The sequence below is a fragment of the Vibrio sp. Of14-4 genome, from assembly GCF_022347625.1.
Classification (GTDB): Bacteria; Pseudomonadota; Gammaproteobacteria; order Enterobacterales; family Vibrionaceae; genus Vibrio; species Vibrio pristinus.
In genome coordinates this window covers 98,936-113,683 of sequence record NZ_JAKRGI010000011.1, presented here as the reverse complement: position 1 = coordinate 113,683, position 14,748 = coordinate 98,936, and the positions used below count along the sequence as shown (strand labels likewise).

The 14,748-nt window shown below is 42.0% G+C and carries 14 protein-coding genes; 6 read left to right on the top strand and 8 right to left on the bottom strand.

Annotated features, from left to right (window positions below):
• Positions 1 to 19: 19 nt before the first annotated feature.
• Positions 20 to 1,234, bottom strand: a complete 1,215-nt coding sequence (locus MHN79_RS12705) for an ROK family protein (RefSeq protein WP_239173185.1) — start codon at positions 1,232 to 1,234, stop codon at positions 20 to 22.
• Positions 1,235 to 1,236: 2 nt separating this feature from the next.
• Positions 1,237 to 2,373, bottom strand: coding sequence for an N-acetylglucosamine-6-phosphate deacetylase (gene nagA / locus MHN79_RS12700; protein ID WP_239173184.1), 1,137 nt, complete (start codon positions 2,371 to 2,373; stop codon positions 1,237 to 1,239).
• A gap of 488 nt (positions 2,374 to 2,861) precedes the next feature.
• On the opposite strand from nagA, the gene nagE reads away from it, so the two are divergent.
• Positions 2,862 to 4,349, top strand: coding sequence for an N-acetylglucosamine-specific PTS transporter subunit IIBC (gene nagE, locus MHN79_RS12695; protein ID WP_239173183.1), 1,488 nt, complete (start codon positions 2,862 to 2,864; stop codon positions 4,347 to 4,349).
• Positions 4,350 to 4,604: 255 nt separating this feature from the next.
• Positions 4,605 to 6,275 carry a glutamine--tRNA ligase gene (gene glnS, locus MHN79_RS12690; RefSeq protein WP_239173182.1) on the top strand — a complete coding sequence of 557 codons (1,671 nt, stop codon included), beginning with the start codon at positions 4,605 to 4,607 and terminating at the stop codon, positions 6,273 to 6,275.
• Positions 6,276 to 6,367: 92 nt separating this feature from the next.
• Here the strand turns inward: glnS and fcrX are convergent, their stop codons facing one another.
• Positions 6,368 to 6,814 carry a ferric iron uptake transcriptional regulator FcrX gene (gene fcrX / locus MHN79_RS12685; RefSeq protein WP_114786624.1) on the bottom strand — a complete coding sequence of 149 codons (447 nt, stop codon included), beginning with the start codon at positions 6,812 to 6,814 and terminating at the stop codon, positions 6,368 to 6,370.
• 206 nt (positions 6,815 to 7,020) lie between these two features.
• Between fcrX and MHN79_RS12680 the strand changes: the two genes are divergently transcribed.
• A complete protein-coding gene (locus tag MHN79_RS12680) occupies positions 7,021 to 7,527 on the top strand; it encodes a DUF4442 domain-containing protein (protein ID WP_239173181.1) in 507 nt (168 codons plus the stop codon).
• Positions 7,528 to 7,565: 38 nt separating this feature from the next.
• Here MHN79_RS12680 and fldA read toward each other — a convergent pair whose 3' ends face one another.
• The 3 genes from fldA to MHN79_RS12665 form a co-directional block, all read right to left on the bottom strand.
• On the bottom strand, positions 7,566 to 8,099 hold the full coding sequence (gene fldA / locus MHN79_RS12675) for a flavodoxin FldA (RefSeq protein ID WP_114786626.1): 534 nt from the start codon (positions 8,097 to 8,099) through the stop codon (positions 7,566 to 7,568).
• A gap of 48 nt (positions 8,100 to 8,147) precedes the next feature.
• A complete protein-coding gene (locus MHN79_RS12670) occupies positions 8,148 to 8,369 on the bottom strand; it encodes a DUF2788 domain-containing protein (RefSeq protein ID WP_114786627.1) in 222 nt (73 codons plus the stop codon).
• A gap of 92 nt (positions 8,370 to 8,461) precedes the next feature.
• Complete coding sequence (locus MHN79_RS12665) at positions 8,462 to 9,226, bottom strand: alpha/beta fold hydrolase (protein WP_239173180.1); 765 nt, start codon at positions 9,224 to 9,226, stop codon at positions 8,462 to 8,464.
• A 141-nt stretch (positions 9,227 to 9,367) separates the two neighbouring features.
• On the opposite strand from MHN79_RS12665, the gene seqA reads away from it, so the two are divergent.
• Together seqA and pgm are read left to right on the top strand one after the other, a co-directional pair.
• Positions 9,368 to 9,910: a replication initiation negative regulator SeqA gene (gene seqA, locus MHN79_RS12660; RefSeq protein WP_239173179.1), complete on the top strand. Its 543-nt coding sequence runs from the start codon at positions 9,368 to 9,370 to the stop codon at positions 9,908 to 9,910.
• Positions 9,911 to 9,999: 89 nt separating this feature from the next.
• Entirely contained in the window at positions 10,000 to 11,646 is a 1,647-nt protein-coding gene (gene pgm / locus MHN79_RS12655; protein ID WP_239173178.1) for a phosphoglucomutase (alpha-D-glucose-1,6-bisphosphate-dependent), read from the top strand.
• A gap of 59 nt (positions 11,647 to 11,705) precedes the next feature.
• Here pgm and MHN79_RS12650 read toward each other — a convergent pair whose 3' ends face one another.
• Positions 11,706 to 12,470, bottom strand: a complete 765-nt coding sequence (locus tag MHN79_RS12650) for a DUF1853 family protein (RefSeq protein WP_239173177.1) — start codon at positions 12,468 to 12,470, stop codon at positions 11,706 to 11,708.
• 123 nt (positions 12,471 to 12,593) lie between these two features.
• Between MHN79_RS12650 and MHN79_RS12645 the strand changes: the two genes are divergently transcribed.
• A complete protein-coding gene (locus MHN79_RS12645; RefSeq protein WP_239173176.1) occupies positions 12,594 to 13,352 on the top strand; it encodes a Nif3-like dinuclear metal center hexameric protein in 759 nt (252 codons plus the stop codon).
• Between the two features lie 79 nt (positions 13,353 to 13,431).
• Here MHN79_RS12645 and MHN79_RS12640 read toward each other — a convergent pair whose 3' ends face one another.
• Positions 13,432 to 14,721 (bottom strand): citrate synthase, encoded by a 1,290-nt coding sequence (locus MHN79_RS12640; RefSeq protein WP_152431010.1) that lies wholly within the window; start codon positions 14,719 to 14,721, stop codon positions 13,432 to 13,434.
• Between the last annotated feature and the right edge of the window lie 27 nt (positions 14,722 to 14,748).

Here is a 14,748-nt window from a genome sequence, read left to right as displayed (position 1 = left end):
ATGAAACAACATATCGCGCTCAATCTTCTAGTAATTTTTGCAGTAACTCACCATTGAGCATGGCACGTTTGATCATTGAAAATGCGCCTAATGTCGGCTTTTTATCAATTTCAGACGCCACTATGGGCAGATTATTGTGGAAAGTGGTCAATGATTGATTTTCCACATTACGCTGAATGGCAGGGAAGACAATATCTTTACATTGGGTGATATCACCCGCTATGACAATTTTCTGAGGATTGAAAAGGTTAATCGTGATAGCAATCGCTTTGCCAAGTTGGTTGCCTACTCGGATTAAGCTTTGTTTGGCAAGCTCATCGCCAATATTGGCATGCTCGCATACATCTTGGATAGTCAAACCTTCTTTACCGCTCAAGCTGGATTCATACCCTTGCTTGATTAGCTTTTTAATCCGCTCAAGAATCGCGGGGTTCGCTGCGACGGTTTCCAAGCAACCAAAGTTGCCGCACTGGCACTGTTCTCCTAATGGATCAATTTGAATGTGACCAATCTCGCCCACATTACGGTTGAATCCGAGAAAAACTTGCCCATTCACGATAATGCCAGCACCAGTCCCACGGTGAACGCTCACCAGTATAGAATCTTGACAATCCTGACTTGCTCCAAAATAGTGCTCGGCTAAAGCCATGCCCCTAACATCGTTGCCCACGAAACATTGTACGTGAAACTTATGCTCTATGATGTCTGCCAGTGCAAGGTTATCTACTGTGATGTTGGGCATATATTCAACAACACCATTCTCGGGGTTTACAAGCCCAGGTAATATAATACCTATCGCAATAAGTTGGTTTATGATGGTTTGGTGGGAGTCGATAAATTGCCTGAGGTAGGCGGTCAAACCGTCGACTAAGTCGTCCTGTGTTGTATAAAAGAACTCTTGGGACTCTGATAATAGCTCTTCACCACCGAGGTTGAAGAGGCTAAATTGTATGTAATCCCTTCCAAGGCGGATTGCGACTGAATGGAAAGGGGCTATCTCTGTGGTCAATGAAATCGCTCTCCTGCCACCTGTAGAAGCTTGCTGAGCGACCTCTTTTATTAATCCACGCTCGAGTAACTGACGGGTTATTTTGGTCACACTAGCAGGTGCTAGCTGACTTACATCGGCAACTTGGATTCTCGATATTGGGCCTTGTTGATCAATTAATCGATAAACGGCTGCGCTGTTTAGTTGTTTTACTAAGTCTACATTACCTATTTGTCCGCCATTCATTCTCAACTTTGCTCATATTGTCCGTTAACAACTGTCGCTTGAACATTGAAGTCACGATCAAAAATGGCGAGGTTTGCAATCATGCCTTGACGTATTAGGCCTAATTTATTGTCAACGCCTATTGCCCGTGCAGGATATAATGTTGCCATTCGTAGTGCTTCGTCCAAAGCGATACCGACATGCTCTACTGTATTTTGAACCGCTTCAATCATGGTCAGCGCAGAGCCGCCCAGTGTGCCATTTTCATCAACACACTTGCCATTGCGGTAATATACTTTCTTACCGACAAAAATAAAGTAATCCATGTTTGCACCTGCAGGAGCTGTGGCATCAGTCACTAATACAAGCTTTTCCCCCTTGATTTTGTGAGCAATTCTAATATTCGCATAATCAACATGGAGCCCATCAGCAATAATACCGGCATACACACTAGGTGTATCGTAAATAGCCCCGACGACACCAGGCTCGCGACCTTCCATTGGCGACATAGCATTGAATAAATGAGTGGCAAAGGTAATGCCTGATTCGAAGCCTTTACGAGCTTGAGGATAGGTCGCATTTGAATGGCCGATTGATACTGTAATGCCAGCTTGCTTAAGACGTTGAATATGCTCGGGTGCATTATGCTCAGGTGCAAGCGTCACTTTAGTAATGACATCTGAATTATCGCAAATTAACTGGATCATCTCATTATCGGACGGGCGAATATAGTCGATATTATGAATGCCGTTTTTTGCTTTATTTAGATAAGGCCCTTCGAGGTGTAACCCTAGAGACTGGTTCTGGTATTTAGCCTGATACTCTCTCGTTGCCTTGATTGCTTGGATCATATCTTGGTCAGATGACGTGATTAGCGTTGGTAAGTAGCTAGTACATCCTGATTTTAGATTTGCTCTATGCATGATTTCGAGTGTTTCAGAGTTTATCGCATCATTGAACATGACTCCGCCACAGCCATTGAGTTGCAGATCGATAAAACCAGGGCTTAGGTTCGCGCCATTTAAATCAATGATCTTGATATCATGAGCGAGTTCCGCTCTCGGGCATACAGCACTAATCAGCTGATCCTTAATCACGACGGCATGATCAATGAGAATATCGTTACTGGTGAAAATTTTACAATTAGTTAGCGCATACATGTTTAGCGAATCCTCATTAATTAAATTTATGCATCGGCCATTATTTTTGTGATCGTATATGCATAAGGTTTTTTTAACTTTATTTGTGAACTGCAATTAGAGGTAAATTATCCCAATCAATGAGTGGTAATCAATAGATTATGCAGGTCATATGCTTAAACAAACTTATCTAAGTCAATGTCATTGAAGACGTTATTGAGATCTATATTCATCCTTCGTTTTTATTTTTGCGCTTACGACAAGTAAACTTAAAACGTCACTCAAAACGGCTAAAATTACCATTTTTTGAATTGTAAAATAAGTTTTATGATCTTGCTAGCAAAAACCTCTTTCTAGCCTTAAATCTGGTGATAATAGTCACAATTGATAAGGTTTAAATTTGCAGGGCGAAATTAAAAGCATACACTGGAAGAACTAAATTGGGTGGCTAAAAAAAGTTACCGAATACCATAAAAGAAAAATATTAAATCCTATAGGGGGAACTGATAGTGAATGTTCTTGGGTATTTCCAAAAAGTAGGTAAGGCGTTGATGGTACCCGTCGCAACGCTTCCTGCTGCTGCAATATTGATGGGTATCGGGTACTGGATAGATCCAACCGGTTGGGGAGCAAACAGTGCGGTTGCAGCGTTCTGTATTACGGCCGGCAATGCGATTATTGGTAACATGTCCGTACTTTTCGCTGTAGGTGTTGCCTATGGTATGTCTAAAGATAAGGATGGTGCTGCTGCCTTATCTGGTTTTGTTGGTTTCCTCGTGGTTACCACTTTGCTGTCTCCCAGCGCGGTGTCACAAATCCAAGGCATTGATATTAGTGCAGTGCCTGCTGCATTTGGCAAGGTTAATAACCAATTTGTCGGTATTTTAGTGGGTATTGTCTCAGCTGAGATCTATAATCGCTTTTCACATGTTGAGCTTCACAAAGCGCTGGCATTTTTCTCCGGTAAACGTTTGATTCCGATTTTAACCTCGTTTGCAGGTATCTTTATCGCCTTTGTTTTGATGTATATTTGGCCTTCGGTTTACGGTGGGCTGGTGAGCTTTGGTGAGTCGATTCAAGGAATGGGTGAGCTAGGTGCTGGTATATATGCGTTTTTTAACAGACTTTTGATTCCAGTTGGTCTTCATCATGCACTCAATTCAGTTTTCTGGTTTGATGTTGCAGGCATAAACGATATACCTAATTTCCTTGGCGGAGCAAAATCTATTGCTGAGGGTACAGGTATTGTAGGTGTGACTGGTATGTATCAGGCAGGATTCTTCCCCATTATGATGTTTGGTTTACCAGGTGCTGCGCTGGCGATTTACCATACATCGAAATCTAAGAACAAAGAAAAAGTTGCATCTATCATGCTTGCTGCAGCCTTTGCCTCTTTCTTTACTGGCGTGACTGAACCGCTTGAGTTTTCGTTCATGTTCCTTGCACCTATGCTATATGGACTTCATGCCTTATTAACCGGTATATCAGTCTACATCGCAGCCTCAATGCAATGGATAGCAGGTTTTGGCTTCTCTGCTGGCCTTGTTGATATGGTTCTTTCTTCACGAAATCCACTTGCTGTAAATTGGTATATGTTGATAGCCCAAGGCTTAGTCTTCTTCTGTATCTACTATGCGGTTTTTCGCACCGTGATTGTGAAATTCAACCTTAAAACACCAGGTCGTGAAGAGGAAGACTCCTCTGAGCTTGTCGCTTCAGGTAGTTCATCGGAGCTTGCTAAGCAATACCTCAAGGCCCTTGGCGGACATGAAAATCTTACTGCAATTGATGCTTGTATCACGCGCTTGCGTTTAACGATTAAAGATACCAGTGTGATTAATGAATCGACCCTTAAGAACCTTGGAGCTATGGGGGTAGTGAAACTGGGCGCTAATAACGTTCAAGTTATTCTTGGTCCACTTGCTGAGATAGTGGCGGGTGAAATGAAGAAAATTCCTAAAGATGAAGACCTGTCCTCGGTTGTGATCCCAACTTAAGATAGATTACTCATTCTAGAGCCTCCTGCGGGAGGCTTTGTTGTTTTAGGCTCGGAGTAGAGTATGACGGTCGATCAATTAGGTTATTTTGCGCTTAATTGGTAAAAATGAATCAATATTTGCCAATTTACACTAGGTTGTAGTTGTGTAATGGCGAAGAATTGTGGATTATTAGGCATTAAATGCTTGGAGCATGTGTATTGCTTCTTGCTAACTACTTTTCTGAACAATACTACAACCATTGAGGTGATATAGATGAGTGAAGCTGAGGCTCGTCCATCGAACTTTATCCGCCAAATCATAGATAAGGATTTAGCGGATGGTAAACATGCTAGCGTACATACTCGTTTTCCGCCGGAACCGAATGGTTACCTGCATATAGGTCATGCTAAGTCAATTTGCTTAAATTTTGGTATTGCTCAGGACTACCAGGGTAAATGTAATCTTCGTTTTGATGATACTAACCCAGAAAAAGAAGACGCAGAGTACGTTGAGTCTATTAAGGATGATGTGAGCTGGTTGGGCTTTGAATGGGATGGTGAAGTTTGTTATTCATCTAACTACTTCGACAAGCTCTATGGGTTCGCAATTGAATTAATTGAAAAAGGCTTGGCATACGTTGAAGAGTTGAGCCCTGATGAAATTCGAGAGTACAGAGGTACCTTGACTCAGCCAGGTAAGCACAGCCCTTACCGTGATCGTAGTGTGGAAGAAAACCTAGCTCTGTTTGAGAAAATGCGTGCAGGTGAGTTTGAAGAGGGTTCTGCGTGTTTGCGCGCCAAAATTGATATGGCTTCATCATTTATGGTGATGAGAGATCCTGTTTTATATCGTGTTCGTTTCGCTGAGCATCACCAGACGGGTGATAAGTGGTGTATATACCCGATGTACGATTTTACACATTGTATTTCTGATGCTCTGGAAGGTATCACACACTCTTTGTGTACATTGGAATTTCAAGACAACCGCCGCTTGTATGATTGGGTTTTAGACAATATTACAATTGATTGTCAGCCGCATCAGTACGAATTTAGCCGCTTAAACTTAGAATATACGGTAATGTCTAAGCGTAAACTCAATCAGCTGGTCACTGAAAATCTAGTTGATGGGTGGAACGACCCACGGATGCCAACCATTTCAGGTTTGCGTCGTCGTGGTTTTACCCCTGGCTCTATCCGTGAGTTTTGTAAGCGCATCGGTGTCACCAAGCAAGACAACATGATCGAAATGGGATCGCTTGAGTCATGCATTCGAGACGATTTAAACGAAAATGCGCCGCGAGCGATGGCGGTACTCGACCCAGTCAAAGTTGTTATTGAGAACTTTGAACAAGGAAAGGTAGAGTCACTGACAGTCGTAAACCATCCCAATAAACCAGAGATGGGAGAACGTGAGGTTCCATTTTCTCGTGAACTGTGGATTGAACGCGAAGATTTTCGTGAAGAAGCGAATAAGAAGTACAAACGTCTCGTTTTAGGTAAAGAAGTTCGCCTACGTGGTTCTTATGTCATTAAAGCTGAACGTATTGAAAAAGACGAGCAAGGTAACATCACGACAATCTTTTGCTCATATGATGCTGACACATTAGGTAAGAACCCTGAAGATGGTCGTAAAGTTAAAGGTGTTATCCATTGGGTTTCAGCAGATAAGGCTGTGCCAGCTGAAATTCGCTTGTACGATCGCTTGTTTACTGTGCCTAACCCTGCTGCTGCAGATGATTTTACTCAGTCTGTTAATCCTGAGTCGCTTATTGTGATGAATGGGTTTGTCGAACCAAGTCTAGTTGATGCTGAAGCGGAAAAAGGGATTCAGTTTGAGCGAATGGGCTACTTCTGTGCCGATGCTGTCGATTCAAAACCCGAAGCTTTAGTGTTTAACCGCACTGTTGGGTTGAGAGATACTTGGGCTAAAATTGAGGCTAAGTAATTAATATCTAATGAATTATAAAAAAACCCACACTAAACAGGTGTGGGTTTTTTTATATTTCTTGTACGCGTTCTAACAGGAAATGGCGGTCATTATTTCTTGTTATGGGCATTAGGGTTATCTTTACAGTTACCTGTATTGCATTTGCCGTATAGATATAAGCTGTGGTTTGTAAGAGTGACATTATATTCGGCAGCGATTTGCTTCTGTCTTTCTTCGATAATGTCATCTGCAAACTCGATTACTTCACCACAGTCTAGACAAACTAGATGATCGTGATGGTGCTGAGTTGAAAGTTCAAATACCGACTTTCCACCTTCGAAATGGTGTCGAGTGACAATTCCTGCATCATCAAACTGGTTCAGAACACGATACACTGTTGCCAAGCCGATTTCTTCACCAAGATCTATCAGCTTTTTGTACAGGTCTTCTGCACTGATATGTTGGCACTCAGGTTGTTGTAGTACTTCCAAGATCTTTAACCTTGGTAAGGTAACTTTTAGACCAGCATCCTTTAGAGCTTGGTTGTTGTCCGACATAAATTTTCCCATCAATTAACCTCTGCAATGAGCAGAGTTCACTATTGCTACCATTATAGGGTAGTAGACGGTAACAATAAACCACGAACTTCAAAGGGTTACTATTATTAATCTCATAAACGAGTTTAACATCACTGTAGGATCTCATCAGACCAGTTACAATCCTTTAACATTGTGACTCAAGAGCGTAAGTTTGGAAGATAAGTATGGGTAAATTAGTCAGCAGTTTATACAGACCTAAGGTAGTTAAATTTGCTTTGAACATATGGCCACCCTTTTGGGGAGCAGGTATCAGAATTGTTTCAATTAGTGAGGATTTCCGTGAGGTAAAAGTAAGGCTTAAGTTGCGCTGGTGGAATAAAAATGCCAATCGTACTCAATATGGAGGCAGTATTTTCTCTTTAACTGACCCTATTTACTGTTTGATGTTGATGGGTATCTTAGGTGATGGATATTTTGTTTGGGATAAGCAGGCGAGCATTAATTTTATCAAGCCAGGACAAAGCGATCTTTGTGCTGAGTTTATTGTTACACAGGAAATGCTGGATAGTATATTGCAACAAACTGTCAATGGAGATAAATCATTTCCAGAGTTTGTGATTTTTGTAAAGGACAATGATGGGAATGTGGTTTCAGAAGTAAAGCGTCAGCTGTATGTACGTAAAAAGCCAGATTATAGAAATCAGACTGCCGAAGAGAAGCAAGCTGCATAATAAGGCCTTCCAACCTGAAGACCTTATTCACTTGAGGGTTAGCCCTCAAGTTCTGCTAAGCACATTTCTTCATGAATTTGCTTACACCAATTTGTCACACGTTCGTTAGTCAGTTCTGGCTGACGGTCTTCGTCAACACATAGACCTACAAACAAACTGTCATCACCTTCAACAAGACCTTTGGATGCTTCAAACTCGTAGCCTTCAGTTGATGTATGACCTAAGATTGTGCCGCCTTTAGATTCAACAATATCACGGACAGTGCCCATAGCATCGCAGAAGTACTCTGCATAATCTTCTTGATCACCGCAGCCAAAGATAGCAACGAGTTTGGTAGAGAAGTCAATTTGTTCAAGCTCAGGGAAAAAGTCATCCCAGTCGCATTGAGCTTCACCGTAGTACCATGTTGGAATGCCTAGCAGTAGTAAGTCGAAGTTATCTATGTCTTCCTTACTGCTTTTTGCGATGTCTTGAACATGAATCAGTTGCTTACCGAGTTGTTTTTGAATCATCTTTGCAATTGCTTCAGTGTTACCTGTATCGCTACCAAAGAAGATGCCTACACTTGCCATAAATTCGTTACCTTTACCAATATGTGTTGTGGCTTAAATCAGGGGAAATTAACCTAGCCCTGTGCCTTCCCAGCTTAATTGAATCAGGCCTTTAGCGATAAAGCCAGCACAGCCAAGGAAGAGCACGAGCCAAACAATACGACGACCGAACGGGGGTACATTCCCAGCTTTGAGAACATCTTTTATTGCCATACCGATTAAGAAAAAGATAGACGCAAAAAGCAAATCGAGCCCAATTGACTCTAAAATGTTCATATAGTCGTATAGCATGGAATCCCTTTATGCCAAATTACTTGCGCTGAACTATACCATTGTTAAAAGGTAAAGTTAACGGGTATGGGTAAACGAGACCCATTCTATCATTATTGAATAAACTTCCCGATTGCGCGTAATACTTCTTGAGGTTTCTCAGCATGAAGCCAATGGCCAGTGTTTGCGATTATGTGCGCCTTGGCATTGGAAAATTGTTGCTGTATGTCAGTTTGATACTCTGTGGCTAGGTAGTCGGAGTTTCCCCCTTTGACAAATAAAGTCGGCGTGCTGATGGTGTTAATATTCTCCCAGCCTAGGATTTCCCAGTAGTTCTGCCAAAGGCTAGGGACATTAAAGCGCCATTCAAAGTGTTGTCCGTTGTTATATAGTGATTTACCTAAAAATTGTCTCACCCCTGGCAATTCGATATGGTGCTCAAGAATTTGCATCGCTTGTTGGCGAGAGGTAGGTTTTTGTTCGAGTACAGCCTTGAGCCCATTAAATACGTTGTCATGGCGACTTATAGAATAGCTGACTGGCGCCATATCCAATACGATTAGTTTCTCAACCTCTAACTGGGCAAGCTCTGCAAGCTTCATTGCTACTTTTCCGCCCATGGAATGACCAATTAAGATGTAGTTTTTGACTCCTATATGATCGAGCGTAGTCATCACGTCTTGAGCCATAACTTGATAGTTATGCTCTAACGACTGAAAAGAAAGACCATGATTTCGCAGATCTAAACAGATAACTTGATAGTTTTGGCGTAGCTCTCGGCTAAGCAAACCAAGATTGTCAAGATTCCCAAATAGGCCATGGAGTAACACAATGGGCTGGCCTTCACCTTCTATTTTATAGTTAAGCAGTTGTGACATTTTTCTATATTCGTGACTGATTTAACGTAGTACCTCATTAGGCCATGAATCTGATCGGTATAACAGAACTGAAACTCGCATATTGAGGGTAGTTAGGTATATAATCCCACAGAGTTTAAACATAGAGATTGTGAAAAGCGAATGAAAACAATTGAGGTTGATGAGGATCTATACCGTTACATCGCAGGTCAAACCCAACACATTGGTGAAAGTGCTTCCGATATCTTACGACGCCTTTTGGATGTTAATGCAGAAGAGCAGCAAACGACACCAATGAAAGCAGCGATGCAGGCGAAAGGAATTGTGGTGAGCAGAGATGCTGCAAAAGATGAAAGAGTCGATAGCGTAAAAGCCATGCGTTCTTTACTTATTTCAGATGAATTTGCAGGTCTTAAAAAGGCAATTGATCGTTTTATGTTGGTGTTATCAACACTTAATCGTCTTGATCCTCAAGGCTTTTCTGAAGCAACTCTAGTCAAAGGGCGCAAGCGTGTTTATTTTGCCAACAACGAAAAAACCTTACTAGAAAATGGCAACACGACGAAACCTAAAGCAATCCCTGGCTCGCCTTTTTGGGTAATTACCAACAATAACACCAGTCGTAAACGTCAAATGGTTGACCAATTAATGGCAAGGATGCACTTTCCTGCTGACTTAATTGAAAAAGTAACCAATTCAATCTGATCATTCTTGGATTTAACCTCATAATACTCAGTACTCATTGAGTGTTGTGGGGTTTTTGATTTTTTAGATTTAAAGAGAGGAAGCCGATAATGGCGATACACCCTCGCGCAGGAACAAGAGCGCAACAACAAGATCTGCATAACCTACCTGAGCTTGTTTCCAACTATTACCTTTTTCAGCCCGATCCTTTAAATACTGATCACAAAGTTAAATTTGGTACTTCTGGTCACCGTGGTACTTCAAGTAAGTGCACCTTCAATGAAGCCCATATTTTGGCTATTGCACAAGCTATCGTGCAAGTTCGCACTGAGAAAGGTATTACAGGTCCTATGTTTATCGGCAAGGATACCCATGCGCTTTCTGAGCCTGCATTTTATAGTGTTCTCGAAGTTCTGATCGCGAATGATATTCAAGTGATAGTGCAGCAGGGTAATGGTTATGTACCTACCCCAGGAATTTCACATGCCATTTTGACTCATAACCTTTTAAGTACGTCGAAAGCTGATGGCATTGTTATAACTCCGTCTCATAACCCGCCCCAGGATGGAGGTATTAAGTACAATCCACCACACGGCGGGCCAGCAGAAGGTGAGTTAACCAAAACAATTGAAAACTACGCTAATGCATTAATTGCTGAGAAGCTTGTCGGTGTTAACAGAGCCCCCATTACAAATGCTAAGTCGTCTGAGCGTTTTGTTGAACGTGATTTAATTACCCCATATGTAGAAGATCTAAAGAATGTCATTAATATGGAGGCAATTCAAAACGCAAACCTCAAAATAGGTGTTGATCCTCTTGGAGGAAGCGGTATTGAATATTGGCGTCAAATTGCGACAAGCTATGAGTTAGATTTAACTCTAGTTAATGACGCGATTGATCCTTCTTTTCAGTTTATGTGCTTGGATAAAGATGGTGTGATTCGTATGGATTGCTCATCTCCTTATGCTATGGCTGGTTTACTGGCGCATAAAGATAATTTTGACTTAGCCTTCGGTAACGACCCTGATTATGATCGTCATGGAATTGTGACGCCAAGTGGGTTAATGAATCCTAATCATTTTCTCGCTGTATGTATTGATTATCTGTATCGTCACCGTCAAGGCTGGAGTGAATCAGTGGCTGTCGGTAAGACATTAGTATCAAGCGCATTGATCGATCGTGTAGTCAGTGATTTAGGGCGTGAGCTTTGTGAAGTGCCTGTTGGTTTTAAATGGTTTGTCGACGGTTTGTATCAAGGAAAACTTGGTTTTGGTGGTGAAGAGAGCGCTGGCGCTTCATTCCTGCGCATAGATGGTACACCTTGGTCTACAGATAAAGACGGGATTATTCTTTGCTTACTTGCAGCCGAAATTACAGCAGTAACGGGTATGAATCCTCAAGAGTATTATCAAAATCTTACTGCCAAGCATGGGGCTTCACACTATAGCCGTCTTCAGGCCACGGCAAACGGTCCTCAAAAGCAAGTGTTAGAAAAGCTTTCGGCTGACATGGTTACGGCAGAAAACCTTGCTGGAGAAAAGATCACTGCTCGTCTGACTCATGCCCCGGGCAATGGCGCTGCTATTGGTGGCCTTAAAGTCACCACTGAAAATGGCTGGTTTGCAGCTCGCCCTTCCGGTACTGAAGATATTTATAAAATATATTGTGAGAGCTTTAAGGGTAAGGAACACTTACAACAAATAGAGTTAGAAGCCCAAGATATCGTTAATCAGGTGTTCAAAAACGCAGGTTTATGATGGTTGATGGTTGTGATAACAAGGGTTGGCAGCAATAGCCAACCTTTTTATATTGAGGGCTATAAGGGTTTTTGTCTCCTCGGCCAATCGTCAGGGACGATAAACCAAAATACGTTCTGCTGAGTTTGTGCGTGAACAAAACGCCCATTTGGTTTTTCCAGTGGTTGTTCAAACTTTTCTATGCCAGTAGCCCAATACTGTTTATCTAGCTCGTAAAGTGGCTCAGCAATTTTTTCCCATTGCTTCTCGAAACACCAAAATCCTGAAATCTGAGAAGGGTTTATTTCATATCCTAAACAGTGGGTGGGAATCACTTCCGATGAAAAAGGGTTAACGTAGAGTCGGCCTTGTAAAAGCAGATGTTCAGATAAACTATTCATTTCAGGATGCTCGGCTAAAAATGCTGTGGAACTGCTCATTTTTAACTGATGTGACAGCATTCTATCTAATTTTTTATCTAATTGATCGTGCGAATTAGGTCCATACCAAATGCCTTGGTGAAGGAGATAAAACTTAATCGCGACTTCCCAGTGTTCTTGCATATTGGTTTGGTGATTTTTAAGGATGAGATCAATAGCACCTAATGTTTGACCATTAGTTTCATTGATTTGAAGCTCTTCTAATTCTACGGTGTAACGGCCACTACTTATTAGCAGTTGAGTCGATAAGTGTTGATAAATGAAACCCAGTCTGGGGTTACCTCGATAGTCAGTATTCAAAGGATGCTTAACAGGTAGTGACTGTAGAGATTCAAAAGGGGGAGTTAGCTTAAACAAAGGAGGTGTATTCGAAATCCAATGGTAAAAGCGCAACATGTCACTCATATCTAATACCTAGTATCTGTAAAATCAAAAGTCTATTAGCATTTTAACCAGATTAGATTGAAACTAGCATCCTAAATATTGTTGCAATACACTGTGTGCAAAGATTGATTTTTGGAAGCTAAGATGAAAAATACACAATTAGAGCAAATTATAAACGAAAAACTCTCTCCTCAATTGGTAAAAGATTATGCTCCCAATGGGCTTCAAGTAGAAGGGAAGCTGGAGGTTCAATCTATCGTAACAGGAGTGACCGCTTCTCAAGCTTTGATTGAAAAAGCGATAGAGAAGAAAGCGGATGCATTACTTGTTCATCATGGCTATTTCTGGAAAGGTGAGCCCGAGCCAATTCGGGGAATGAAAGGCAATCGAATTCGCGCTCTGATAAAAAATGATATCAATTTATTTGGATACCACTTGCCACTGGACATACACCCAGAATTAGGCAATAACGCCGAATTGGCACGACTTCTCGATATTCAAGTTGAAGGGGGGCTGGAAGGGCACCCTCAGTCGGTTGCTATGTTTGGCCAATTAAAACATCCTGTCACAGGGAAAGAGTTCGCCCAAAGAATTAATCAGGCCTTAAATCGTTCTCCACTACATATTGCACCCGAAAATAGTGAAAAGTTAATCGAAACAGTGGGCTGGTGTACAGGTGGTGGGCAGGACTATATTGAGCTTGCGGCTAAGCATGGCCTAGATGCATTTATTTCCGGTGAAATATCCGAGAGAACCACTTACTCCGCAAGGGAAATGAATATTCATTACTTTGCTGCAGGACATCATGCTACAGAGCGGTATGGAGTAAAAGCGTTAGGTGAATGGCTGGCAAAAGAGCATGGTTTAGACGTCGAGTTTGTCGACATAGACAACCCAGTGTAAATGCTTAATAGAGTTATCGAATTTAATAAAGGCCGACGTTATGTCGGCCTTTGTTTTCATATGAACTTATAGGTGTTAATTAGTCTCTGTCATGCAAAGGCTTGAAATTACGCTGCTTCTTACCTGTATAGAGCTGTCTTGGACGGCCAATGCGGTTAAGAGGATCGCTATGCATTTCGTTCCAATGTGCGATCCAACCTATTGTTCTTGATAACGCGAAGATTACGGTGAACATAGACACGGGGATACCGATGGCTTTAAGAATAATACCTGAGTAGAAGTCAACATTTGGATACAGTTTCTTCGAAACAAAGTATTCGTCAGATAAAGCAATACGCTCCAGCTCCATAGCAACATCAAGTAGCGGGTCACTAATGTTCAACTCTTCAAGAACATCATGACAGGTTTCACGCATAACCGTCGCTCGTGGATCGTAATTTTTGTAGACACGGTGACCAAAGCCCATTAGACGGAATGGGTCATCCTTGTCTTTCGCACGTTCGATGTACTCAGGGATCTTATCAACACTGCCTATCTCTTCAAGCATCTTGAGACATGCTTCATTCGCGCCGCCATGAGCAGGTCCCCACAATGATGCGATACCTGCGGCAATACATGCGAATGGGTTAGCACCAGAAGAACCAGCTAGACGAACAGTAGAAGTCGATGCGTTTTGCTCATGATCCGCATGCAAAGTGAATATCTTATCCATTGCTCTCGCGACAACGGGGTTGACTTCATAGTCCTCACAAGGGTTAGCAAACATCATATGCAGGAAGTTTTCAGCATAGGTCAAGTCATTACGTGGATAAATGAAAGGCTGACCAATCGAGTACTTGTAACACATTGCGGCAAGTGTCGGCATTTTCGACAACAAACGATATGCTGTGATTTCACGGTGAGTATCGTTGTTGATATCCATGGAGTCATGATAGAAGGCAGATAATGCTCCAACTACGCCGCACATAACGGCCATGGGGTGAGCGTCACGTCGGAATCCGTGAAAAAAGCTCGCGATCTGTTCATGTACCATAGTGTGTCGTGTAACTGTGAGCTTAAACTGCTCGTATTGTTCACGTGTGGGGGCTTCACCATAAAGAAGAATGTAACATACCTCTAAATAATCAGCGTTATTAGCAAGCTGATCAATAGGGTAACCACGGTGTAAAAGGATACCTTTTCCGCCGTCAATGTAGGTGATTTGAGATTCACAGGATGCAGTGGCAAGAAAACCTGGGTCAAACGTGAAATAGCCGTTTGCTCCAAGTGTTCGAACATCAATTACGGGAGTGCCAAGAGCACCTTCCATAATTGGCAGTTCGATAGGCGCTTTCCCTTCGACATGAAGGGTCGCTTTCTTATCCGCCATAACAGTCTCCTTTGTTTATTATTAAAT

Excerpts from the sequence above, each read along its gene's own strand:
- MHN79_RS12705 (WP_239173185.1), bottom strand. The coding sequence starts at position 1,234 with ATGAATGGCGGACAAATAGGTAATGTAGACTTAGTAAAACAACTAAAC.
- nagA (WP_239173184.1), bottom strand. The coding sequence starts at position 2,373 with ATGTATGCGCTAACTAATTGTAAAATTTTCACCAGTAACGATATTCTC.
- glnS (WP_239173182.1), top strand. The coding sequence starts at position 4,605 with ATGAGTGAAGCTGAGGCTCGTCCATCGAACTTTATCCGCCAAATCATA.
- fcrX (WP_114786624.1), bottom strand. The coding sequence starts at position 6,814 with ATGTCGGACAACAACCAAGCTCTAAAGGATGCTGGTCTAAAAGTTACC.
- MHN79_RS12680 (WP_239173181.1), top strand. The coding sequence starts at position 7,021 with ATGGGTAAATTAGTCAGCAGTTTATACAGACCTAAGGTAGTTAAATTT.
- fldA (WP_114786626.1), bottom strand. The coding sequence starts at position 8,099 with ATGGCAAGTGTAGGCATCTTCTTTGGTAGCGATACAGGTAACACTGAA.
- MHN79_RS12670 (WP_114786627.1), bottom strand. The coding sequence starts at position 8,369 with ATGCTATACGACTATATGAACATTTTAGAGTCAATTGGGCTCGATTTG.
- MHN79_RS12665 (WP_239173180.1), bottom strand. The coding sequence starts at position 9,226 with ATGTCACAACTGCTTAACTATAAAATAGAAGGTGAAGGCCAGCCCATT.
- seqA (WP_239173179.1), top strand. The coding sequence starts at position 9,368 with ATGAAAACAATTGAGGTTGATGAGGATCTATACCGTTACATCGCAGGT.
- pgm (WP_239173178.1), top strand. The coding sequence starts at position 10,000 with ATGGCGATACACCCTCGCGCAGGAACAAGAGCGCAACAACAAGATCTG.
- MHN79_RS12650 (WP_239173177.1), bottom strand. The coding sequence starts at position 12,470 with ATGAGTGACATGTTGCGCTTTTACCATTGGATTTCGAATACACCTCCT.
- MHN79_RS12645 (WP_239173176.1), top strand. The coding sequence starts at position 12,594 with ATGAAAAATACACAATTAGAGCAAATTATAAACGAAAAACTCTCTCCT.
- MHN79_RS12640 (WP_152431010.1), bottom strand. The coding sequence starts at position 14,721 with ATGGCGGATAAGAAAGCGACCCTTCATGTCGAAGGGAAAGCGCCTATC.